Source organism: Actinomycetospora sp. CA-101289 (assembly GCF_050955895.1).
Taxonomy (GTDB): Bacteria; Actinomycetota; Actinomycetes; order Mycobacteriales; family Pseudonocardiaceae; genus Actinomycetospora.
The window spans coordinates 4,143,514-4,165,157 of sequence record NZ_CP192093.1 but is presented as its reverse complement, the minus strand read 5'-3'; the positions used below and the strand labels follow the sequence as shown (position 1 = coordinate 4,165,157).

Genomic DNA, 21,644 nt, shown 5'->3' with positions numbered 1-21,644 from the left:
GGTCCGGCTACACGGGGCTCACGAGGTGGTGGCGGCGCCCGGTCGTCCGGGTCCAGCCGTCGGCGTGCCGCAGGCGCGTGACGAGCTCGCCGCGCAGCTCCTCGCCGGGCACCACCGCGTCGACGACGAGCTCGTCGCCCATGCGCAGCAGGTTGACCTCGGCGCGGTGCTCCTCGACGCGGGCGGCGACGAACGCGGCGCGCTCGTCGTCGTCCTCGATCGCGGCGATCTTGCCCGCGTACACGGCGTTGACCGACGCCTCCGGGCCCATCGCGCCGATGAACGCGCTGGGCAGCGCCAGCGTGGCGCGCGGCTCGAAGCCGGGCGCGCACATCGCGTAGTAGCCCGCGGCGTAGGCCTTGCGCAGCACGACGGTGAACTTCGGGACCTCGGCCGAGGCCATCGCGGCGATCATCTTGGCGCCGTGGCGGATGATGCCCTGGCGCTCGACCGCGACGCCGACCATGAAGCCGGGCACGTCCTGCAGGAACACCAGGGGCACGCCGAACGCGTCGCACAGGCTGATGAACCGGGCGGCCTTGTCCGCGGAGTCGACGTGGATCGCTCCGCTGCGCACCTGCGGCTGGTTGGCGACGAGGCCGACGACCCGGCCCTCCAGGCGGGCGAAGCCGACCACGAGCTCCTGCGCCCAGTCCGGCTTGATCTCGAAGAACGAGCCGCCGTCGACGAGCCGGTCGATCACCGTGATGACGTCGTAGCCGATGTTGGGGTCCTCGGGGACCAGCCCGTCCCAGCCCGTGGCCTCGGGCTCGACCGGCGCCGCGTCGGGGGGCCGCAGCCCGAAGTGGTCGGGCAGGTAGGTCAGCAGCAGGCGCGCGGCGGCGAGCGCCTGCCAGTCCTCGTCGAACACCGAGTCGCCGCACCCGGAGACCTCGGCGTGCATCCGCGCGCCGCCCATCTCCTCGGCGGTCGTCCGCTCGCCGGTGACCTTCTCGGCCACCCGCGGCGACGCGAGGTACATCGACCCGCGGCCGTCGACCATGCCGACCCAGTCGGTGAACGCCGGCATGTACGCGCCGCCGGCGGCCGACGGGCCGTGCAGGCAGCAGATCTGGGGGACGCGCCCGGACAGCGCGACCTGCAGTTGGAAGATCCGCGAGGCGCCGCGGCGGCCGGGGAAGAAGCCCATCTGCTCGGTGAGCCGCCCGCCGGCCGAGTCGACGAGGTAGAACACCGGGAGCAGGTCGCGGTCGGCGCGCTCGAGGATGCGGATCTGCTTCTCGCACGTCCGCTCGCCCCACGAGCCGGCCTTGACGCCGAAGTCGTGGGCGATCACCGCCACCGGGCGGCCCTCGACCGTGCCGACGCCGGTGACGACGCCGTCCCCGGGCATCCCGGGCTCGGTCGCGGCGGCGAGCAGCCCGTCCTCGACGAAGCTGCCCGGGTCGAGCAGGACGTCGAGGCGCTGCCGGACGGGGAGCTTCTCGGGCCAGCGCCCGGAGTCTCCGCCGAGCCGCGCGCGGGCGGCGGCCGCGAGCACGTCCTCCCCCGAGGGAGGTGCCGGCGCTCCGGGGGGATGGGGCGCCGACACCTCCCACGGGGGAGGTGTGCCGTTGGTCGTCCCCGTCACGGCACCAGCCGCTTCGCGAGGATCTCGAGCTGGATCTCGTCGGTGCCGCCGCCGATGCGCAGGATGCGTACGTCGCGGTGGTGGCGGGCGATCGGCGTCTCCTCGAGGTAGCCCGCGCCGCCGTGGAGCTGCACCGCCTCGTCGACGATCCACGCCGCGGCCTTCGCGGCGAAGTACTTGGCCGCCGCCACCGACCGGCCGGCCTCGGGGTGGTCGCGGTCGATGCGGTCGGCGGCCTTGTAGGTCATCACCCGCGCGGCCTCGAGCTCGACCTCCATGGCAGCGAGGCGGTGGCGGATCGCCTGGCGGGCGGTCAGCGGCTCGCCGGCGACCTCGCGGCCGCGGACGTACTCGGTGACGGTGTCCAGCGCCTCGGCGGCGTGGCCGACGCCCATCGCGGCGAGCACGACGCGCTCCAGCTGGAACGCGTCCATGATCTGGTGGAAACCGCGGCCCTCGACGCCGAGCACGGCGCCCTCGTCGAGCACGACGCCGTCGAGCACGACCTCGCGGGTGTCCGACGAGTGCCAGCCCATCTTCGCCAGCGGCCGGCCCATCGAGAGACCGGGCGTGTTGGCCGGCACCACGAACGTCGTGATGCCGCGGTGCCCGCCCTCGGGGTCGGTCTTCGCGCCGACCACGAGGACGTCGGCGAGGCCCGCGTTGGTGATGTACATCTTGCGGCCGTCGAGCACCCACCCCTGGTCGGTGCGCCGCGCGCGGGCCGAGATGCCCGCGACGTCGGAGCCCGCGCCGGGCTCGGTGACGGCGATGGCCGCGATCGCCTCGCCGCTCGCGAGCGCGGCGACCCAGCGCTCCTGCTGCTCGGTGGTGCCGTAGCGCACGAGGTGGGGCGCGGCCATGTACGCGCTGACCAGGGCGCTGACGGCGATGCCGCCGCAGGCGCGGGTGAGCTCCTCGGCGAGCACCGCGACGGCCGTGGCCTCGCCGCCCTCGCCGAACGAGCCGCCGAACTCGGGCGGGGTCAGCAGGCCCAGGAGCCCGGCGTCGCCCAGCTCCTTCCACAGCCGCTCCGGCGGGCGGCCCTCGCGCTCGGCCTCGTCGACGACCGGGCGGACCCGCTGGTCGGTGAACGCGCGGACGCTGGCCCGGAAGTCCTCGTGGACCTCGGCGAGATCGTGGGTCACGCGGCCTCCTTCGCTTGCGTTCGACCGACCGGTCGGACGAAAGTAGGCCACATCACGGCGAGGCCGGTCAAGCGCGGCGGGAGGGGGCGGACGTGGCGAGCAGGTCGGCGGGTGCGGCGCGGGGCAGCCGCGCCGAGGAGCAGCGGGAGCGGATCCTCGCCGGCGCGGTGGCCGTGTTCAGCAGCCGCGGTTACCGGGCGGCGTCGATGTGGGACGTCGCCGCGCAGGTCGGCCTGTCGAAGCCGGCGCTCTACCACTACGTCGAGAACAAGCAGGCCCTGCTCGTCGCGGTCTACGAGGAGGTCCTCGACGAGAGCACCGCGCGCGCCCAGGCCATCGTCGCGGCGGCGTCCTCGACGCGGGAGGCGGTGCGCGGACTGATCGTCGACCGCGTCGCCTACACCTGCGAGCACCGCGACCTGCTGACGATCTGCTTCGAGGAGGAGTCGGAGCTGCCGCGCGAGCTCGCCGAGCCGATCCTCGAGCGCCGGCGCGCGTTCGAGGACGTCGTCCTCGGCGCCGTGCAGCGGCACCTCGACGCCACCGGGCGCACGCTGCCGATGGGCGTGCGGACCTACGTCAACGCCTGCCTGGGCGCCGCGAACTGGACCTACAAGTGGTTCGACCCCGCCGGCCCCCGCACGCCCCGCGAGCTGGGCGAGGACGTGGCGGACGTGCTGATGCCGGTGCTGGACGGCTGATCAGTCACCGAACACGGGGGCGCGCTCCTCGAAGCCGGCCGTGACGGCCTCGACCTGGTTCGGGCTCCCGATCAGCGCGCCGATCTCGGTCTGCTCGGCGGCGAACCCGGTGCGCAGGTCGACGCGCCCGGCCTGGTCGAGCAGGCGCTTCGCCGCGCGCACGGCGTGCGGGCTGCGGCCGGCGATCTCGCGGGCGAGCGCGAGCGCGGCCTCGCGGGGCTCCGGGTCGGTGCGCGTGCAGAGGCCCAGCGCCGCGGCCTCGGTGCCGCTGACCACGCGCGCGGTGAGCGTCAGCTCCTTGGCGACGTCGCGGCCCACGAGCTCGGGCAGCAGCTGGGTGCCGGTCATGTCGGGGATCAGCCCCCACTTCACCTCCATCACCGACAGCCGCGCGTCGGGGGCGACGATGCGCAGGTCGGCGCCGAGCGCGATCTGCAGCCCGCCGCCCAGCGCGTTGCCCGCGATCGCGGCGATCACCGGGACCTCGAGCTCCGCCCACACCCACGCCGCGCGCTGCCCGGTGGCCTGCGCGGGCCCGTCGGTCGGCGTGAGCAGCGCCGACGCCGAGAGCCTCTCGCCGTTCGCCATCGCGCGGAACGAGCCGAAGTCGAGCCCGGCGCAGAAGTCGGGGCCGTCGCCGGAGAGGACGACGACGCGGACGCCGGCGTCGTCCCGGAGCCGCTCGCCGGTGCGCACGAGCGCCTCGAACATGGCGGGGTCCAGCGCGTTGCGCTTCTCGGGGCGGGCGAGCCGCACGTCGGCGACGCCGTCGGTGACCTCGACCCGCACCCGCTCCTGCTCGCTCATGCCCCGCATCCTCCCCTCCCGCCGGTGATCAGCAGGTCGAGAGGCACGTCATCCCCGCCTCCGGAGGGACCTTTCGCCCTGCTGATCTCCGTGGTTCCGTCTCCCCATGGACTTCGAGCTCCCGGCCGAGCTGACGCAGCGGCTGGCCGACCTCGACGACTTCATCGAGCGCGAGATCCGGCCCCTGGAGCAGCAGGACGACAACGAGCGCTTCTTCGACCACCGCCGCGAGTGGGCGCGCACCGACTTCGAGCACGGCGGCGTCCCGCGCGCCGACTGGGAGGAGCTGCTGGGCGAGATGTTCCGCCGCGCCGACGCCGCGGGCTGGCTGCGCTACGGGCTCCCGGCGGCGGTCGGCGGGTCGGGGGGCACCAACCTCGACATGGCGGTGATCCGCGAGCACCTCGCCCACCGCGGGCTGGGGCTGCACAACGACCTGCAGAACGAGTCGTCGGTGGTCGGCAACTTCCCCTTCGTCCACATGCTGATGGAGTTCGGCAGCGACGCTCAGCGCGCGGAGTTCCTCGAGCCGATGATCACGCGCACGGCGCGCCTGGGCTTTGGGCTCAGCGAGCCCGACCACGGCAGCGACGCCACGTGGATGGAGACCACGGCCGTGCGCGACGGCGGCGACTGGGTGATCAACGGGGTCAAGCGCTGGAACTCCGGGATGCACTCGGCCACCCACGACGTGGTGTTCGCGCGGACCTCGGGCGCCGACGGCGACGCCCGCGGGATCACCGCGTTCTTCGTCCCCACCGACACCCCGGGGTTCTCGGTCGACTTCCACTGGTGGACGTTGAACATGCCCACCGACCACGCCGAGGTGACCCTGCGCGACGTCCGCGTCCCGGACACCGCGGTGTTCGGCGAGGAGGGCCAGGGGCTCGCCGTCGCGCAGACGTTCGTGCACGAGAACCGCATCCGCCAAGCCGCGTCCGGGGTCGGCGCGGGCCAGTACTGCATCGACCGCAGCGTCGACTACGCCCGCGAGCGCCACACGTTCGGCGCGCCGCTGGCCACCCGCCAGGCGATCCAGTGGCCGCTGGTGGAGCTCGCCACCGAGGCCGAGATGCTGCGCGGACTGGTGCGCAAGACGGCCTGGGAGCTCGACCGCGTGCCGCACGCGCAGATCAGCGACCGCGTCTCGATGTGCAACTACCGCGCCAACCGCTTCGTCTGCGACGCGGCCGACCGCGCGATGCAGGTGCACGGCGGGCTCGGGTACTCGCGGCACACGCCGTTCGAGCACATCTACCGCCACCACCGCCGCTACCGCATCACCGAGGGCGCCGAGGAGATCCAGATGCGGAAGGTGGCGGCGTACCTCTTCGGCTTCGCGGGCCCCGACAAGGTCCGATGAGCGACCTGCGCGACCAGCTGGCGGCGCGCCTCGCCGACGTCTCCGGCGCCACCGTCGCGGTGACGGACCTGCGGCGCCTCACCGCCGGGGCGAGCCGCGAGACCTGGGCGTTCACCGCCGTGCAGGACGATGGGCGCCGGGACCTCGTGCTGCGCCGCGACCCGCCCGGCGCGGCCCGGCCGGACGGCATGGCGCTCGAGGCCGCCGTGATCGCTGCCGCCGGGGCCGCGGGCGTCCCGGTGCCGCCGCTGGTCGACAGCGGCAGCGACCCCGCGACCGTCGGGGCGCCGTACCTGGTCACCGGGCACGTCGACGGCGAGACCCTCGGGCCGCGCCTGCTGCGCGACGACCGCTACGCCGCCGCCCGCGAGGGGCTGGCCGCGGAGCTGGGGCGCACGCTCGCCCGCGTCCACGCGATCCCCGTCGCCGACGTCCCGGGCCTGCCCGCGGTCGACCCGCTCGACGACCTGCGCGCGACCCGCGACGCCCTCGACGAGCCGCTGCCCACCGTCGAGATCGCGCTGCGGTGGCTCGAGCGCCACCGGCCCGACGCGGTGCCCGACGCCGTCGTGCACGGCGACTTCCGCCTCGGCAACCTCATCGTCGACGAGACGGGCCTGCGCGCGGTGCTCGACTGGGAGCTCGTGCACCGGGGCGATCCCCGCGAGGACCTGGGCTGGCTGTGCACCAAGTGCTGGCGCTTCGGCTCGCCCTTGCCCGTCGCCGGGCTCGGCACCGTCGACGAGCTGCTCGACGGGTACGCCGAGGTGGCCGGGCACCGCCCCGACGCCGAGGCCGTGCGGTGGTGGCAGGTCCACCGCACGTCGTGGTGGGCGCTGGGCTGCCGGGAGATGGCCGAGCGCCACCTGACGGGGCGGACGCCGTCGGTCGAGCTCGCCGCGATCGGGCGCCGGGTCGCCGAGCAGGAGCACGACCTGCTGCTCGCCCTGGGCGTGCCCGCCGGTGAGGGGCCGGCCGTCGACGCCGCCCCGCGCTCCGACCTGCACGGGCGTCCCGCGGCCGCCGACCTCGTCGACGCCGTCGCGGGCTTCCTGCGCGAGGACGTCGTGGCCGGCGGCGACGAGCGGACCGCCTACCTCGCCCGCGTCGCGGCGAACGTGCTCGCCGGAGTGGGCCGGGAGCTCGCGCTGGGCCCGGAGCAGGAGCGCCGCCACCGCGAGCGCCTGGCCGCCCTCGGGTTCCGCGACCAGGCCGAGCTGGCCGCGGCGATCCGCACGGAGCGGGTCGACGCCGACGACCCGGCCCTGCTCGCGGCCGTGCGCGCCGCCGTCGACGACCGCCTCGCCGTCGCCAACCCGCGCTACGCGACGCTCCCGGGGTGACGGCTTCCATCTCCGGACGCACGCTCGGTACGTTCCGGCGCGTGGACGACCCGGAGCACGACCAGGTCCTGCTCACCCACCTCGAGGACGGGGTCCTCACCCTCACGCTGAACCGCCCGCACCGGCGCAACGCGCTCGACCTCGCGCTGTGGGACGGGCTGCGCGACCAGCTCGCCCGGGCCCGCGACGACGACGCGGTGCGCGCCGTGGTGATCACCGGCGCGGGCGGGGCGTTCTGCGCGGGCGCCGACCTCTCCGCGCCCCGCGAGGGCCACCCGCTGGACCGCATGCGCGGGGTCAACGAGATCGCGATGCTGCTCCACGAGCTGCCCAAGCCCTCGATCGCGCGGGTCCACGGCGTCGCGGTGGGCGCGGGGTGGAACCTCGCGCTGGGCTGCGACCTGGTCGTCGCGACGCCGACCTCGCGGTTCTCGCAGATCTTCGCGCAGCGCGGGCTGTCGCTGGACTTCGGCGGCTCGTGGCTCCTCCCGCGGCTGGTCGGCATGCAGCAGGCCAAGCGCCTCGCCCTGCTCGCCGAGATGATCGAGGCCGACGAGGCGCACCGGCTCGGGCTGGTGACCTGGGTGGTGGCGCCCGACGAGCTCGACGGGTTCGTCGCCGACCTCGCCGCGCGGCTGGCGTCGATGGCCCCGGTGGCGGTCGCCCAGTCGAAGGCGCTGCTGCACGAGAACGCCGACCGCCCGCTGCGCGAGGCCCTGGCGAGCGAGGCGCGGGCGCAGGCGGTCAACTTCGCCACCGCCGACGCGCCCGAGGCGTTCGCGGCCTTCACCGAGAAGCGCGAGGCGACGTTCACGGGCGAGTGGGCCGTGCCGGCGAGGCGCTCGTGACCGACCTCTTCGACCTCACCGGCCACGTCGCGCTCGTGACCGGAGGCAACTCGGGGATCGGGCTCGGCATGGCGCGCGGGCTGGCGCAGTGCGGCGCCGACGTCTGCCTGTGGGGCACCAACGCCGAGCGGAACACAGCCGCGGCCGAGGAGCTCGCGCGGTACGGCACCCGGGTCCGCGCCCTGCGCTGCGACGTCGGCGACGAGGACGCCGTCGAGGAGTCCTTCGCCGCGACGCTCGCGCACTTCGGGCGCGTCGACTCGTGCTTCGCCAACGCCGGCGTCACGGGGTCCGGGGCGCGGTTCGTCGACACCACGCTGGAGGACTTCCGGGCGGTCACCCGCGTCAACCTCGACGGGGCGTTCCTGACGCTGCGGGCGGCGGCGCGGCACATGGTCGACCGCGGCGGCGGGGGCGTGCTCGTCGGCACCTCGAGCGTCTCCACCGTGCACGGCGCGCCGCGCGCCCAGCCGTACGCGGCGAGCAAGGCCGGACTCACCGCGCTGATCAAGGGCTGCGCGGTGGAGCTGGCGCGGTACGGCGTCAACGCGCACAGCATCGTCGCGGGCTGGACCGAGACCCCGCTGGCCTCACCGCGCCTGCACGACGAGCGCTTCGAGCGCGCGGTGATGGCGCGGATGCCGCAGCGGCGCTGGGGCGAGCCCGACGACTTCGCGCGCCTCGCGGTGTACCTGGCCTGCGGCGTCGGCGGCTTCCACACCGGCGACGAGATCGTGGTCGACGGGGCGTACTCGATCTTCTGACCCCACGTGAGCGATCCTTGGGCCTATAGGCCCAAGGATCGCTCACGTGGGGTCAGGGTCGCCAATGATCCCGCTCGCTACCGTGCGGTGGTGCTCGAGGCGGGGCTGCTGCTCGTCGCGGTGCTCGGCATCTCGTTCTCCGCCCCGCTCGCCGTGGTCGCCGGCGCGGTCGGGGTGCCCGCGCTGGCCGTCGCGTTCTGGCGCACGGCGACGGCGTCGGCGGTGCTCGCGCCCGTGGCGGCCCGGTCCGGGCCGGTCACCGGCCGCGATCTGCGGACCTGTGCCGCCGCCGGCCTCCTGCTCGCCGTGCACTTCGGTACGTGGACCCCGAGCCTGCTGCTGACCTCGGTCGCCACGTCGACCGCGCTGGTGTGCACCACCCCGCTGTGGACCGCCGTGCTCACCCGCCTGCTCGGCGGGCGCGTCCCGGCGCTCGTCTGGGCGGGCGGAGCGGTGGCGCTGGCCGGCGTGGTGCTCGTCGCGGGCGTCGACGTCGTGGCCTCGCCGCGGGCCCTGCTCGGGGACGCGCTCGCCCTGCTCGGGGGCCTGGCGATGGCCGGGTACCTGCTGGTCGGGGCGGCCGCGCGCGCCCGGCTGAGCACGTCGACCTACACGCTGCTCTGCTACGCCACCGCGGCGCTGGCCCTGCTCGCGGTGGTGCTCGCCGGGGGCGTGCCGCTGGCCGGCTGGCCCGCCGGCGGGTGGCTCGCGCTGGCCGGGGTCACGCTGTGCGGGCAGTTCCTCGGGCACACGCTGCTCAACCGGGCGCTGCGCCGCGTCGGGGCGCCGGTGGTCGCGGTGGTCTCGCTGCTCGAGGTGCCGGGCGCGGCGCTCGTCGCGGCGCTGTGGCTGGGGGAGCGGCTGGCCCCGACCACGCTGGCGGGCCTCGTCGTGCTGCTCGCCGGGGTCGCGCTGGTGGTGCACGGCGGGCGGGTCCGCTGAGGCGCGGCTGCAACCTGGGTGCAACCCCTGCCGCGCGCCGGCGTGATCGGCTTCACTGTCCCCACGCCACACGACCGTGGGCAGGGGCGGGCGGTGCCCCCGGTCGGCCCGACCCCCGCCCGCGTGGAGGTAGCACGTGACACAGACCGTCGAGAGTGCCCGCACCGGTGCCGGCACGCGGGTGGACTCCTGGCTGACCGAGTTCGCCGAGGCGGTCTCGGCCGGCGACGCCGACCGTGCCGGAGCGCTGTTCGCCGCCGAGTCCTACTGGCGCGACCTCGTGTCGTTCACCTGGAACCTGATCACCGTCGAGGGCCCGGCGGGCGTCGCCGAGGTCGTGCGCTCGGACGCGGCGCGGGGCGTCGCCCCGGTGAGCTTCACCGTCTCCGGCGAGCCCACCGAGGCGGACGGCATCACCGAGGCCTGGCTGAAGTTCGAGACGGCCGTCGGGCGCGGCACCGGCCACCTGCGCCTGGACGCCGAGGGCAAGGCGTTCACGTTCCTCACCACGCTCGACGAGCTCAAGGGCCACGAGGAGCCCCGCGGCGACCGCCGGCCCTTCGGCACCGAGCACGGCGCCAACCCTGATCGCGTCACCTGGCAGGAGAGCCGGGAGGCCGAGGCGGCCGAGCTCGGCTACACCCGCCAGCCCGAGGTCGTGGTGGTCGGCGGCGGCCAGGGTGGCATCGCCCTGGGCGCACGGCTGCGTCAGCTCGGCGTCCCGACCATCATCGTCGAGACCAACGAGAAGCCGGGCGACTCCTGGCGCAAGCGCTACAAGAGCCTCGCCCTGCACGACCCGGTCTGGTACGACCACCTGCCCTACCTCAAGTTCCCGGACAACTGGCCGGTGTTCGCGCCGAAGGACAAGATCGGCGACTGGCTCGAGATGTACACGAAGATCATGGAGCTGAACTACTGGGGCTCCACGACCGCGAAGAGCGCGACGTACGACGAGTCCGCCGGCGAGTGGTCCGTCGTCGTCGACCGCGCCGGCGAAGAGGTGACGCTGCGCCCGAAGCAGCTCGTCTTCGCGCTCGGTGCCTCGGGCAAGCCGAACATGCCGGAGATCCCCGGGCAGGACACGTTCCAGGGCGAGATCCAGCACTCGTCGCAGCACCCCGGCCCGGACGAGTACAAGGGCAAGAGGTGCGTGATCATCGGGTCGAACAACTCCGCGTTCGACATCTGCGGCGCGCTCTGGGAGGTGGGCGCCGACGTCACGATGGTGCAGCGCAGCTCCACGCACATCATCAAGTCGGACACGCTGATGGAGTACGGCCTCGGTGACCTGTACTCCGAGCGTGCCGTGGCCTCGGGCATCGACACCTACACCGCGGACATGGTCTTCGCGTCGATGCCGTACCGGATCATGGGCGGCTTCCTCAAGCCCGCCTACGACAAGGCCCGCGAGGTGGACGCCGACTTCTACCGGCGCCTCGAGGAGGCCGGCTTCGACCTCGACTTCGGCGACGACGACACCGGGCTGTTCATGAAGTACCTGCGCCGCGGCTCGGGCTACTACATCGACGTGGGTGCCGCCGAGCTCGTGGCCGACGGCAAGGTCAAGCTCGCCAAGGGCCAGGTCACCGAGCTCACCGAGTCCGAGGTCGTGCTCGACGACGGCACGCGGCTCGAGGCCGACCTCGTCGTGTTCGCCACCGGCTACGGCTCGATGAACCAGCTCGCCGCGAACATCGTCGGCCAGGAGATGGCCGACCGGGTGGGCAAGGTCTGGGGCCTGGGCTCCGACACCACCAAGGACCCGGGCCCGTGGGAGGGCGAGCAGCGCAACATGTGGAAGCCCACGCAGCAGGAGGCGCTGTGGTTCCACGGCGGCAACCTGCACCAGTCGCGCTTCTACTCGCTCTACCTCGCCCTGCAGCTCAAGGCGCGCGCCGAGGGCATCCCGACCCCGGTGCACGGACGCCAGGAGGTGCACCACACCGCCTAGAGGTGCGCTGCGCGCTCGTGAGCAGTTCTCAGTGCTGGAGCACTGAGAACTGCTCACGTGCCGACAGGCACACGTCGGCGCGGACGGTGCGCCCGTCGACGAGCACGATGCGCTGGGCGTTCGGGGCGAGCCCGCCCGCGCCGGCGACGAGCAGGTGGTCGCCCGCCGTCGCGCGCAGGACGTAGGTGCCAGCGTCGTCGGTGACCGCGTGGCCGGTCTGGCGGCCCGCGGTGTCCACGAGCGTCAGCGTCGCGTCGGCGACGGGGTCACCCGTGGCATCGCGCACGGTGCCGGTCAGGCCGGTGCCGGTCGGGCCGGCGGCCTCGATCTCGGCGGGGCCCGTCCGGCTCGTCTCCAGGGTGCGCCCGCTGGTGCGTCCCGCCGGGATCAGGAACCCGACGACGACCGCACCGACCACGAAGATGCCGGCCGCGACCGCGAACGCGGTGGTGTAGCCGTACATCGCCGCGGCGATCGGCGGGCCGACGAAGCCCGCCGTGGCGGTGCCCGCGATGCTCGAGAGCAGCGCGGTGCCCACCGACCCGCCGACCTGCTGCATGGTGTTGACCGTCGCCGAGGCGACGCCCGCGTCGCCGGCGTCGACACCGAACGTCGCGGTGTTGATCGACGTCGACATCGCGGTGCCCATGCCGAGCCCGATCATCAGCAGCGGGCCCAGGATGTGGCTCGCGTAGCCGGACTCGGGGGTGAGGAACGAGAACCAGAACAGCCCGCCCGCGCCCAGGAGCATCCCGGCGACGACCAGCGGCTTGGGTCCGGTGCGCGGCAGCAGCGTCGCGGGCACCGTGTTGGCGGCCAGCACGATCCCGCCGACCATGGGCAGGAACGCCACGCCGGTGACCAGCGGCGAGAAGCCGAACACCTGCTGCATGACGTAGGCCAGGAACAGGGTCACGCCGAACATGCCGGTGGTGAGCACGAGGATCGTCAGGAACGAGCCCCCACGGAACCGGTTGGTGACGACGCGCAGCGGCAGCAGGGGTGCCTTGACCCGGCGCTGGACCAGCACGAAGGCGACCAGCAGGGCGACGCCGACGGCGAGGAAGGCGTAGACCACCGGTGAGCCCCAGCCGTCGGTCTCGGCGCTGGCGAAGCCGAACACCACGCCGAACAGGCCGGCTGACGCGAGCAGGGTCCCGACGACGTCGAGGTGCGGACGGTGATCGACGGGCTGCGCGGGCAGCAGCAGCGACGCCCCGAGGAACGCGACCGCGGCGAAGACCGCGTTGACGTACATGCACCAGCGCCAGTCGACGTACTGGGTCAGCGCGCCCCCGAGGAGCAGGCCGATGGCTGCGCCGGAGCCGGCGAGCGCGGCGAAGACGCCGAACGCGCGGGCGCGCTCGCGGCCCTCCGTGAACGTCGTCGTCAGCAGCGAGAGGGCGGCCGGGGCGAGCAGCGCGCCGAACACGCCCTGGAGGGCGCGGGCGGCCACCAGCAGCTCGAAGCCGGGCGCGAGCCCGCCGAGGATCGAGGCGACGGCGAAGCCGACGAGCCCGGTGAGGAAGGCGCGCTTGCGGCCGAAGAGGTCCGAGAGCCGCCCGCCGAGCAGCAGCAGGCTGCCGAAGGCCAGCGCGTAGGCGGTGATGATCCACTGGCGCTGGGCGTCGTCGAAGCCGAGGTCGGCCTGGGCCGACGGCAGGGCGATGTTCACGATCGAGTTGTCGAGGATGACCATGAGCTGGGCGATCCCGATCACGGCGAGGATCGCCCACCGTCGCCGGTCGGGCGACGCGGGGGCTTCCATGGCGGGGCTGGTCACGAGGGGTACGACCGTTCTGGGCGGGTCCGTGGGGGTTCGACCGGGTCGGGAACGGCGCTGTCCCCTGGCTACCGACGCTCCTGTGTCGAGCGCGCCGGGAGGCCACGCGATTCCCGGGACGACGGGTGAATCGATCGGCGGTCGGTGGGGCACGCTGCCGGCATGGAGTTCACGAAGCTCGGCATGACCGGCCTGGACGTGTCGAGGATCTGCCTGGGGTGCATGAGCTACGGCGTCCCCGACCGCGGCACCCACCCGTGGTCCCTCGACGAGGAGGCGGCGAAACCCTTCTTCCGGCAGGCCCTCGACGCCGGCGTCAACTTCTTCGACACCGCCGACGCCTACTCCGACGGCACGAGCGAGGAGATCACCGGGCGCGCGCTGCGGGAGATGGCCGACCGCGACGAGATCGTCGTCGCCACCAAGGTCTTCATGCCCATGCGGAAGGGACCCAACGGCGGCGGCCTCTCGCGCAAGGCGATCATGACCGGGATCGACGCCTCGCTACGCCGCCTCGGCATGGACCACGTGGACCTCTACCAGATCCACCGCTGGGACTACGGCACGCCGATCGAGGAGACGCTCGAGGCGCTGCACGACGTGGTCAAGGCCGGCAAGGTCCGCTACCTCGGCGCCTCGTCGATGTGGGCGTGGCAGTTCGCGAAGGCGCTGCACCTGCAGGACGTCAACGGCTGGACCCGGTTCGTGACGATGCAGGACCACTACAACCTGCTCTACCGCGAGGAGGAGCGGGAGATGCTCCCGCTGTGCGCCGACGAGGGCGTCGGCGCCATCCCGTGGAGCCCGCTCGCGCGCGGCCGGCTCACCCGCGACTGGGACGACTCGACCGGCCGTCAGGAGACCGACGAGGTCGGCAAGTCGCTCTACCGCGACACCGACCGCCACATCGTCGAGGCCGTCGCCGAGATCGCCGAGAAGCGCGGCGTCAGCCGCGCCCAGGTGGCGCTCGCGTGGGTGCTGAACCACCCCGTCGTCGACGCCCCGATCATCGGCGCGACGAAGGAGCACCACCTCACCGACGCCGTCGCCGCCGTGGACCTGCAGCTCGACGACGACGAGATCGCCGCGCTCGAGGAGCGCTACGAGCCGCGCGGGGTCGCCGGGCACCGCTGACGGGCGGTCACGACCCCGTGAGCACGGCCCGCACGTCGGTCTTGAGCACCTTGCCCACCGTGGAGCGCGGCAGGCTGTCCCAGAACTCGATCTGCTTGGGCGCCTTGACGCTGCCGAGGCGCTCCTTGACGAACGCCGCGAGGTCGTCACCGGACACGGAGCCGCCCGGCTGGAGCTCGACCACCGCCGTGACCCGCTCGCCCCACTTCTCGTCGGGCAGGCCGATCACCGCGCAGTCGCGGACGGCGGCGTGCGTCATCAGGGCCTGCTCGACCTCGGAGGAGTACACGTTGAACCCGCCGGTGATCACCATGTCCTTCGCCCGGTCGACGATGAACAGGTAGCCGTCGGTGTCGAGGTAGCCGATGTCGCCGGTGTGGTGCCAGCCGTGGGCCGAGACCTCGGCCGTCGCCTCCGGGTTCCGGTAGTAGCCGGCCATGACCAGCGACCCGCGGACGACGATCTCGCCCCGCTCGCCGGTGGGCAGCAGCTCGCCCGCGTCGGACATGATCGCGACCGTCACCAGCGGCGAGGGTCGCCCGGCCGACGCGAGGCGGGACCGGGCCACCGCGCCCGAGGGCAGGCGGTGCTGGGCCGGCGACATCGTCGAGACCATCATCGGCGCCTCGGACTGCCCGAAGAGCTGGGCCATCGGCCCGATCCGCTCCAGGGCCTCCTCGAGGCGGGCCACCGACATCGGCGCGGCGCCGTACCAGAAGCACTGCAGCGACCTCAGATCCGTGGCGTCGAGGGCCTCGTGCCCCAGCACCATGTAGATCAGCGTCGGCGGCAGGAACGTGTGCGTGACGCGGTGGCGCTCGACGAGGGCGAGGAACCCGCTGACGTCGGGCTTGGCCATCACGACGATCTCGCCGCCGAGCGCCATGACGGGGAAGCAGAGCACCCCGGCGGCGTGGGTCAGCGGCGCGAGGGCGAGGTAGACGGGCCGGCCGTCGAACGGGTAGCTCATCAGCGTGATCGCCGACATCGCCTCGAGGTTGCGGTCGGTCAGCATCACGCCCTTGGGTCGCCCGGTGGTGCCGCCGGTGCCGACCAGGGCGACGACGTCGTCGGGCGGCGCGTCCTCGACGGGCGGGTCGTCGTCGGCGGCGGCGATCCAGTCGGCGAACGACGGCACGGCGCCCCGGGGCGCGTCGAGGCAGACGAGGGTCCGGAGCTGCGGCAGCTCGCCGGCGATGGCGTCCACCAGCTCGCCGAACGCGCTCGCGAACACCAGCGCCGCGCAGTCGAAGAGGTCGAGGAGGTCGCGGTTCTCCGCGGCGCCGTTGCGCGGGTTGATCGGGCACCAGACCGCGCCGGCGCGGGCGATGCCGAAGACGCAGGTGAAGGCCACCGGGTCGTTGGCCGACAGGATGCCGACCTTGTCCCCGGGCCGGACGCCCGAGCGCCGCAGCGCCCGGGCGATCCGGTGGCTCAGGACCACGACGTCGTCGTAGGACATCGACGTGCCGTCGAGGGTCAGGCAGGGGGCGTCACCGCCCAGCGACGCCCCCTTGTCGAGCCAGGAGGTGAGCGACATCAGTCGCCCTGGCGGGTGAGCACCGGCTCGGCCACGAGACCGAAGGCCCGCAGCTGGCCGAGCAGCTCGCGGTGCCCGAAGGCCTTGCAGCCCGAGGCGAAGCCCACCCGGCGTGGCGGCTGCTGCAGCAGCGAGGCCGCGGCGAACGCCTGGAGCAGCCCGGTCTGCTTGTAGTTCTGGTTGCCGTGGATCACGCAGTGCGCGCGTCCCAGCGGGCCGGAGGCGTGCACCGAGTCCAGCGACTTGTTCAGGCGCGGGTTCTCGCGGGGCGGCATCTGGTTCATCACCTGGGCCGCGACGGCCGTGAGCGCCTCGTGGCGGGCCGCGGCGTCCATGTCCTTGGTCGCCTCGAGCGCCTGCCCGACGATCTGCGGGACGCCGGTCATCAGCGCGTTGTCGAACACCCCGCCCTGGGCCTTGCAGTTGGCCACCCGCGGGTCGCGCCGGTACCAGACCGGGTGCGACGTGCCGCCCCACGGCAGCGACTGCGCCAGCTCGTGCTGGCCGGGCACCACCAGCGGCAGCAGGCCCTGGGCCGGGTCGAACTCGACGTACGCGTTCTGGTGGAGGTGGTGGGCCTTCGACGTCGCCGCGTTGACGAGGATCGTCAGCGTCGAGGCGATCGTCGGGGACCCGCCCCAGAACACCGCGATGTCGAGGGTGTCCAGGCCGGGCTGCTCGAGGCAGAGCTCCGCCGCGATCTCGCCGGTGGTGTACATGTGCGCGATGCCGGGGGAGAGCAGCAGGCCCGCGGCGGCGAAGTCCGCCCCGTACTGCTCGTCGCAGGTGATCAGCCAGTCCTGCTCGCCGGTGGTGTCGGTGTAGTGCACCCCGGCCGCGAGGCACGCCTGGACGACCTCCGGGCCCAGCGTGCTGAACGGCCCGACGGTGTTGCAGACGACCGAGGCGCCGCGGAAGAGCTCGGTCAGCGAGGCGACGTCGTGGGCGACCTCGACGACCTCGTAGTCGGCGGTCTCGATGCCGGCGACGTGCGACTCGGTGGCCGCCTTGAGCTTGCTGCTGTCACGACCCGCGGCGACGAACGGGACGCCGTACTCGCGCAGGTACTCGCAGACGAGGCGCCCGGTGTAGCCGGAGGCGCCGTAGACGACGACGGGCTTCGTGGTGCTCACGTCACATCCCCATCCCGCCGTCGACCGGCAGGCCGACGCCGTTGACGAAACGAGCGGCGTCCGACGCGAGGAAGACCGCGGCGTCGGCGATGTCGGACACCTCGGCGAGGCGGCCCGAGGGGGTGAGGTCGACGACCGCGGCGACGGCGGCGTCGGGGCTCTCGAACAGGCCCAGGCCCGAGGTCTCCACCGCGAGCTTGATGCCCATGTCGGTGGGCACGAGGCCGGGGTAGAGGCAGTTGACGCGCACGCCGTAGCCGAGCTTGCCCGACTCCATCGCGGCGACGCGGGTGAGCCGGTCGACGCCGGACTTGGTGGCCGAGTAGCCCGCGATCGCCGGGAACGCGATGGTCGCGGCCACCGAGGCGATGTTGATGACCGCGCCGCCCTGGCCCGCGGCGCCGCCGGGGCGCATCGCGCGGAAGGCGTGCTTGATGCCGAGCATCGTGCCGAGCAGGTTGACCTCGAGCATGCGCCGGACGTCGTCGGGCTCGGTGTCGACGAGCAGCGACGTCACCTCGATGCCGGCGTTGTTGACCACGACGTCGAGCCCGCCGAGCTCGTCGACGGTGTGCGCGACCGCGGCCTCCCACTGGGCGTCGTCGGTGACGTCCAGGGCGACGAACCGGGCCGTCGCGCCGGTGTCGGCGATGCCCGCGGCCGTCTGCTCGCCGACGTCCTTGGCGACGTCGGCCAGCATCACCGACGCCCCCGCGGCCGCCATCGCCGCGCCCATCCCGGCACCCAGGCCCCGGGCGCCGCCCGTGACGAGCACCCTCCGTCCGGCGAGTTCCGAACCCATGCGCAGTCCTTCCCGACACGTCCTCGTGCCCCGCTGGTGCGACGCAGGTCACAACGTAGGGACGTCTTTGGACAGTCGTCAAGGAAACCTTGGACGGGTGTCCAGGAACGGGTCGTCGGGCTAGGCTGGGGCGCCTTCGCGACGGGAGGACCGCTGGTGCCCACCACGACCGAGCCGGCCGACCGCATCTCGCGGCGGCAGGTGGACAAGTTCGAGGAACGGCGTCGTCAGCTCGCCGACGCCGCGCTCCTGACGCTGTCCGAGCTCGGGTACGCGCGGACGAGCCTGCGCGAGATCGCGCAGAACTCGGAGTTCTCGCACGGGGTGCTGCACTACTACTTCCGCGACAAGGTCGAGCTGATCACCTACTGCGTGCGCCGGTACAAGGCGCTGTGCGTGGAGCGCTACGACGGCATCGTGGCCACCGCGGCGGAGCCGGACGGGCTGCTCCGCGGGGTCGCCGACGGCCTCGCGGCGACCCTGGAGCAGGACGCCCTGCTGCACCGCCTCTGGTACGACCTGCGCACCCAGTCGCTGTTCGAGGCGTCGTTCCGGGCCGACGTCGCCGAGATCGACGGCAGCCTCGAGCGGATGATCTGGCGCACCGTCGAGGCCTACGCCGCCCTGGTCGGGGCGCGCCCGACGTGCACGTCCGCGTTCGCCTACGCCACCGTCGACGGGCTCTTCCAGCAGGCCCTGCTGCGCCACCTCGCCGGCACGCCCGACGCCCTCGACGGCCTGCGCGACGGTGTGCGCCGCCAGCTCCCGACGCTCGTCGGCGCCTGACTCACCGGGTCGTCGCGAGCCGGTAGTCGACGATGCGCGGGCGGTCGATGGTCGAGGCCTGCACCGGCACGCGGGCGAGGTCGGGGGCGAACACCGTGCTCGCGGCCAGGGTCGCCGGGTCCAGCGAGCGCAGCGGGGGCGTGCCGGGCGGCAGCACCGGGGCGACGGTCGGCCCGAGCGTGCCCTGCACGAAGCCCCAGTCGCCGCCGAACGACGGCACCGCGACGTGGTACGGCGTCGTCGCCAGGCCCGCGGTGGCCATCGACGCCTCGATCGACCAGAACGCCTCGCGCGCGAACGACGGCGAGCCGGCCTGCACGACCACCCGGGCGCCGGGGGCGAGCACCTGGCGCACGAGGCCGTAGAACTCCACCGAGTAGAGCTTCGCGGTGGCCACGGCGTCCGGGTCGGGCATGTCGACGACCACCGCGTCGAAGGCGTCGTCGGTGTCGCGCAGCCACGTGAACGCGTCGGCGGCGACGGTGTGCACGCGCGGGTCGTCGAGGGCGCCCCGGTTGAGGGCGACGAGGTCGGCGAACGTCCGGGCGAGCCCCAGCATCGCGGGGTCGAGCTCGACCTCGACCACCTCGCGCACCCCGGGGTGGCGCAGCACCTCGCGGGCGGCCAGCCCGTCGCCGCCGCCGAGCACGAGCACGCGGCCCTGCCCGCCCGCGAGCGCCGGGTGCACGAGCGCCTCGTGGTAGCGGTACTCGTCGATCGACGAGAACTGCAGGTCGCCGTTGAGGTAGAGGCGCAGGTCGTCGGGCCGGGTGTCCAGCGCGGTGGCGTGGGTCAGCACGATCTCCTGGTACGGCGTGCGCTCGCCGTGCACCACGGGCGCGGCGTAGAGCGCCTGGCGCGCCGCCACCTCGAACGGCGCGGCGAGCGCGGCGGTGAGGACGAGCAGCAGGAGCACCACGCCCGTCGCGAGCCCGATGCCGGCCTGCGCCCGGTAGCCCAGGACGCGCCGGAAGAGCCACAGCACGACGACCGTGCCGGCCACCGCGTTGATCATCCCGACCACGAGTGCCCCGCGCAGCTGGCCGAACAGCGGCAGCAGCAGGAACGGGAACGCCAGCCCGCCGAGCAGCGCCCCGACGTAGTCGGCGGCGAAGAGGTCGGCGACGGCCGAGCCGGCCTCCTGGGCGCGGATGCGCTGCAGCAGCGTCATCAGCAGCGGGATCTCCGCGCCGATGAGCAGCCCGATCAGCAGGGCCTCCACGATGAGCGCCGGCGTGTAGAGCCGCAGCCACGAGTACGACGCGTAGAGCAGCAGGACGCTCGTGCCGCCGACCAGCGCCAGCGCCAGCTCGACCCCGGCGAACGCCGCCGCGGGCCAGCGCTGCAGGGGCTTGGCGGCGAGCGAGCCCAGGCCCATGGCGAACACCATCAGCGAGATCACCAGCGCGGCGTTCGCGACGGTGTCGCCCACCAGGTACGAGCCGAGCGCCACGAGGGCGAGCTCGTAGACCAGCCCGCAGGCGGCGCACACGAACACGACCGCGAGCACGATCGCCCGGGCCGGGCGGGAGTGCACGGGCAGGTCGAGGGGCGGGGGAGAGGCGGCGGCCGGCCGCTCGTCGACGGTCATCCGCGGCGCCGGGTCAGGTGACGGACGCGGCGATGATGCCCGCGACCGCGAGGTGCACGACGGCGGTGACCCAGGCGGCCGGGTGCAGCGCGCGCTCGGTGAGCGTCTCGCCGAGCCGGCCCGGGGTCAGGGCGTCGAGCAGCAGGAACGCGGCGCCCATGAGCACGATGCCGAGCAGGCCGTAGACCACGGTGGACAGCAGTCCGCGCACGATCGCGTCGTCGCTGGTGAGGATCGCGGTGACGACGATCAGCCCGACGCTGGCGAGCCCCGAGAGCAGCACCAGGGCGGCGTTGGGGTTGCGCTCGTGCCAGATCAGCTCGCCCAGCTTCCCGGGCGTGAGCAGGTCGACCAGCCCGTAGCCCAGCCCCATGAGCACGACGCCGACCACGGCGTAGGCCACGGTGCCGCCGACGCCGACGGCCAACTCCACGATCATCCGCTGCTCCCTGCGCTCACTTGCCGTCGTCGTCCGTGGGGGCCTGGGCGCCGAAGATCGGACTGACGTCGGCGGCCCACCGGCGGTAGCCGTTGGCGTAGTCGTCGACGAGCACGGTCGACCCGCCCGGACCCGGCTGGACGCGCACCAGGTTCTCGTCGTACTGCAGGTACACGCGGTCGCCGACCGGCGCGCGGCTGATGGGCTGCTGCGCACCCGCGATCGTGCTCGCCACGGCCGACGGGGGGCTCGCGGCCGCGTAGGCCAGCGCGGTGCCCTGGTCGAACTGCGGGGCGCGGTCGAAGAGGTCGTCGACGGAGTCCGTGACGTCGGAGAAGATCCCGCACCCGCTCAGCAGCAGGGCGACCAGCAGGAGCACCGGCACCAGGCGGGCACCCGCGACCGTGCGCAAATCCGCCCACCCCTCCCGTCGCGTGACGGAGCGGACACTAGACCAGGTGGGTCAGGGGCTCGTGGGCGCGGCCCCGGTGGCGACGCGCTTGCGGAGCTCGCCGACCTCGGAGGTGCTGAACCCCCGTGCGGTCAGCCAGGCGCGCACGGCGTCGCCGTCGGGGTGGCGGGTGGGCACCACGTTGTAGACGTAGTTGAGCTGGCGGGACGCCGCCTCCCGCTCGAGGTGCTCCAGCACGAAGGCGCCGACGCCGGTGCCGCGCGCGGCGGGTGCGGTGACCACCAAGATCTCCGCGTCACCCCACGTGTCGTCGAGGCGGCCGTAGCCCACCGGCGTGCCCGCGTCGTCCTCCACGCGCCACCACGCGTCGCCCAGCGGCTGGCCGTCGGTGGGGCGGCCGAGGCCGAACAGGGTCGGCGGCAGCTCGCCGAACGCCGTCGCCTTCGCCGCGTCCCACCGCGGCTCGTGCTCGGCGGTCCAGGTCCACGTCATCGGGGCCTCCGAAGTTCTACAGGTCTATGCATCGACGCAGGATTCTCGTAGAGTGTGGGCCGCACGACAAG

20 protein-coding genes are annotated in these 21,644 nt (G+C 73.8%); 9 read left to right on the top strand and 11 right to left on the bottom strand.

Annotated features, from left to right (window positions below; translation table 11 throughout):
- Positions 1-7: 7 nt before the first annotated feature.
- Together ACQPX6_RS20760 and ACQPX6_RS20755 are read right to left on the bottom strand one after the other, a co-directional pair.
- Positions 8-1,501, bottom strand: a complete 1,494-nt coding sequence (locus tag ACQPX6_RS20760; protein ID WP_433782322.1) for an acyl-CoA carboxylase subunit beta — start codon at positions 1,499-1,501, stop codon at positions 8-10.
- A gap of 86 nt (positions 1,502-1,587) precedes the next feature.
- Entirely contained in the window at positions 1,588-2,739 is a 1,152-nt protein-coding gene (locus tag ACQPX6_RS20755) for an acyl-CoA dehydrogenase family protein (protein WP_433782321.1), read from the bottom strand.
- 92 nt (positions 2,740-2,831) lie between these two features.
- Here ACQPX6_RS20755 and ACQPX6_RS20750 point away from each other — a divergent pair, with 92 nt between their 5' ends.
- The gene (locus tag ACQPX6_RS20750; RefSeq protein ID WP_433782320.1) at positions 2,832-3,440 is read left to right on the top strand and encodes a TetR/AcrR family transcriptional regulator; all 609 of its coding nucleotides are present in this window, start codon (positions 2,832-2,834) and stop codon (positions 3,438-3,440) included.
- Here ACQPX6_RS20750 and ACQPX6_RS20745 read toward each other — a convergent pair whose 3' ends face one another.
- The gene (locus tag ACQPX6_RS20745; RefSeq protein ID WP_433782319.1) at positions 3,441-4,247 is read right to left on the bottom strand and encodes a crotonase/enoyl-CoA hydratase family protein; all 807 of its coding nucleotides are present in this window, start codon (positions 4,245-4,247) and stop codon (positions 3,441-3,443) included.
- Between the two features lie 106 nt (positions 4,248-4,353).
- Between ACQPX6_RS20745 and ACQPX6_RS20740 the strand changes: the two genes are divergently transcribed.
- The 6 genes from ACQPX6_RS20740 to ACQPX6_RS20715 all read left to right on the top strand — a co-directional run bounded on the left by ACQPX6_RS20740 (position 4,354) and on the right by ACQPX6_RS20715 (position 11,461).
- A complete protein-coding gene (locus tag ACQPX6_RS20740) occupies positions 4,354-5,610 on the top strand; it encodes an acyl-CoA dehydrogenase family protein (protein ID WP_433782318.1) in 1,257 nt (418 codons plus the stop codon).
- Entirely contained in the window at positions 5,607-6,953 is a 1,347-nt protein-coding gene (locus ACQPX6_RS20735; protein WP_433782317.1) for a phosphotransferase family protein, read from the top strand. The genes ACQPX6_RS20740 and ACQPX6_RS20735 overlap by 4 nt, the downstream gene beginning before the upstream one ends.
- 41 nt (positions 6,954-6,994) lie before the next feature.
- The gene (locus tag ACQPX6_RS20730; protein ID WP_433782316.1) at positions 6,995-7,801 is read left to right on the top strand and encodes an enoyl-CoA hydratase/isomerase family protein; all 807 of its coding nucleotides are present in this window, start codon (positions 6,995-6,997) and stop codon (positions 7,799-7,801) included.
- Complete coding sequence (locus ACQPX6_RS20725; RefSeq protein WP_433782315.1) at positions 7,798-8,565, top strand: SDR family NAD(P)-dependent oxidoreductase; 768 nt, start codon at positions 7,798-7,800, stop codon at positions 8,563-8,565. Before ACQPX6_RS20730 ends, ACQPX6_RS20725 begins: the two co-directional genes overlap by 4 nt.
- A 90-nt stretch (positions 8,566-8,655) precedes the next feature.
- On the top strand, positions 8,656-9,507 hold the full coding sequence (locus ACQPX6_RS20720) for a DMT family transporter (protein ID WP_433782314.1): 852 nt from the start codon (positions 8,656-8,658) through the stop codon (positions 9,505-9,507).
- Between the two features lie 136 nt (positions 9,508-9,643).
- Positions 9,644-11,461, top strand: coding sequence for an FAD-dependent oxidoreductase (locus tag ACQPX6_RS20715; protein WP_433782313.1), 1,818 nt, complete (start codon positions 9,644-9,646; stop codon positions 11,459-11,461).
- 28 nt (positions 11,462-11,489) lie between these two features.
- Here the strand turns inward: ACQPX6_RS20715 and ACQPX6_RS20710 are convergent, their stop codons facing one another.
- Positions 11,490-13,244 (bottom strand): MFS transporter, encoded by a 1,755-nt coding sequence (locus ACQPX6_RS20710; RefSeq protein WP_433782312.1) that lies wholly within the window; start codon positions 13,242-13,244, stop codon positions 11,490-11,492.
- 162 nt (positions 13,245-13,406) lie between these two features.
- On the opposite strand from ACQPX6_RS20710, the gene ACQPX6_RS20705 reads away from it, so the two are divergent.
- Positions 13,407-14,378 carry an aldo/keto reductase gene (locus ACQPX6_RS20705; protein ID WP_433782311.1) on the top strand — a complete coding sequence of 324 codons (972 nt, stop codon included), beginning with the start codon at positions 13,407-13,409 and terminating at the stop codon, positions 14,376-14,378.
- 7 nt (positions 14,379-14,385) lie between these two features.
- Here ACQPX6_RS20705 and ACQPX6_RS20700 read toward each other — a convergent pair whose 3' ends face one another.
- The 3 genes from ACQPX6_RS20700 to ACQPX6_RS20690 are packed head-to-tail and all read right to left on the bottom strand — an operon-like array spanning position 14,386 to position 17,853.
- Positions 14,386-15,918, bottom strand: coding sequence for an acyl-CoA synthetase (locus ACQPX6_RS20700; RefSeq protein ID WP_433782310.1), 1,533 nt, complete (start codon positions 15,916-15,918; stop codon positions 14,386-14,388).
- The gene (locus ACQPX6_RS20695) at positions 15,918-17,051 is read right to left on the bottom strand and encodes a DUF5938 domain-containing protein (RefSeq protein WP_433782309.1); all 1,134 of its coding nucleotides are present in this window, start codon (positions 17,049-17,051) and stop codon (positions 15,918-15,920) included. The genes ACQPX6_RS20700 and ACQPX6_RS20695 overlap by 1 nt, the downstream gene beginning before the upstream one ends.
- Position 17,052: 1 nt before the next feature.
- Complete coding sequence (locus ACQPX6_RS20690; protein WP_433782308.1) at positions 17,053-17,853, bottom strand: SDR family NAD(P)-dependent oxidoreductase; 801 nt, start codon at positions 17,851-17,853, stop codon at positions 17,053-17,055.
- A 153-nt stretch (positions 17,854-18,006) separates the two neighbouring features.
- Here ACQPX6_RS20690 and ACQPX6_RS20685 point away from each other — a divergent pair, with 153 nt between their 5' ends.
- On the top strand, positions 18,007-18,639 hold the full coding sequence (locus ACQPX6_RS20685) for a TetR/AcrR family transcriptional regulator (protein WP_433788313.1): 633 nt from the start codon (positions 18,007-18,009) through the stop codon (positions 18,637-18,639).
- Position 18,640: 1 nt separating this feature from the next.
- Here the strand turns inward: ACQPX6_RS20685 and ACQPX6_RS20680 are convergent, their stop codons facing one another.
- The 4 genes from ACQPX6_RS20680 to ACQPX6_RS20665 form a co-directional block, all read right to left on the bottom strand.
- Positions 18,641-20,230 (bottom strand): polyamine aminopropyltransferase, encoded by a 1,590-nt coding sequence (locus ACQPX6_RS20680; RefSeq protein WP_433782307.1) that lies wholly within the window; start codon positions 20,228-20,230, stop codon positions 18,641-18,643.
- Between the two features lie 13 nt (positions 20,231-20,243).
- Positions 20,244-20,669 carry a DUF350 domain-containing protein gene (locus ACQPX6_RS20675; protein WP_433782306.1) on the bottom strand — a complete coding sequence of 142 codons (426 nt, stop codon included), beginning with the start codon at positions 20,667-20,669 and terminating at the stop codon, positions 20,244-20,246.
- A gap of 16 nt (positions 20,670-20,685) precedes the next feature.
- Positions 20,686-21,054 carry a DUF4247 domain-containing protein gene (locus ACQPX6_RS20670; protein ID WP_433782305.1) on the bottom strand — a complete coding sequence of 123 codons (369 nt, stop codon included), beginning with the start codon at positions 21,052-21,054 and terminating at the stop codon, positions 20,686-20,688.
- Between the two features lie 78 nt (positions 21,055-21,132).
- Positions 21,133-21,573: a GNAT family N-acetyltransferase gene (locus ACQPX6_RS20665; RefSeq protein ID WP_433782304.1), complete on the bottom strand. Its 441-nt coding sequence runs from the start codon at positions 21,571-21,573 to the stop codon at positions 21,133-21,135.
- Positions 21,574-21,644 lie beyond the last annotated feature (71 nt).

Excerpts from the sequence above, each read along its gene's own strand:
- ACQPX6_RS20705 (WP_433782311.1), top strand. The coding sequence starts at position 13,407 with ATGGAGTTCACGAAGCTCGGCATGACCGGCCTGGACGTGTCGAGGATC.
- ACQPX6_RS20680 (WP_433782307.1), bottom strand. The coding sequence starts at position 20,230 with ATGACCGTCGACGAGCGGCCGGCCGCCGCCTCTCCCCCGCCCCTCGAC.
- ACQPX6_RS20745 (WP_433782319.1), bottom strand. The coding sequence starts at position 4,247 with ATGAGCGAGCAGGAGCGGGTGCGGGTCGAGGTCACCGACGGCGTCGCC.
- ACQPX6_RS20700 (WP_433782310.1), bottom strand. The coding sequence starts at position 15,918 with ATGTCGCTCACCTCCTGGCTCGACAAGGGGGCGTCGCTGGGCGGTGAC.
- ACQPX6_RS20740 (WP_433782318.1), top strand. The coding sequence starts at position 4,354 with ATGGACTTCGAGCTCCCGGCCGAGCTGACGCAGCGGCTGGCCGACCTC.
- ACQPX6_RS20675 (WP_433782306.1), bottom strand. The coding sequence starts at position 20,669 with ATGATCGTGGAGTTGGCCGTCGGCGTCGGCGGCACCGTGGCCTACGCC.
- ACQPX6_RS20735 (WP_433782317.1), top strand. The coding sequence starts at position 5,607 with ATGAGCGACCTGCGCGACCAGCTGGCGGCGCGCCTCGCCGACGTCTCC.
- ACQPX6_RS20690 (WP_433782308.1), bottom strand. The coding sequence starts at position 17,853 with ATGGGTTCGGAACTCGCCGGACGGAGGGTGCTCGTCACGGGCGGCGCC.
- ACQPX6_RS20665 (WP_433782304.1), bottom strand. The coding sequence starts at position 21,573 with ATGACGTGGACCTGGACCGCCGAGCACGAGCCGCGGTGGGACGCGGCG.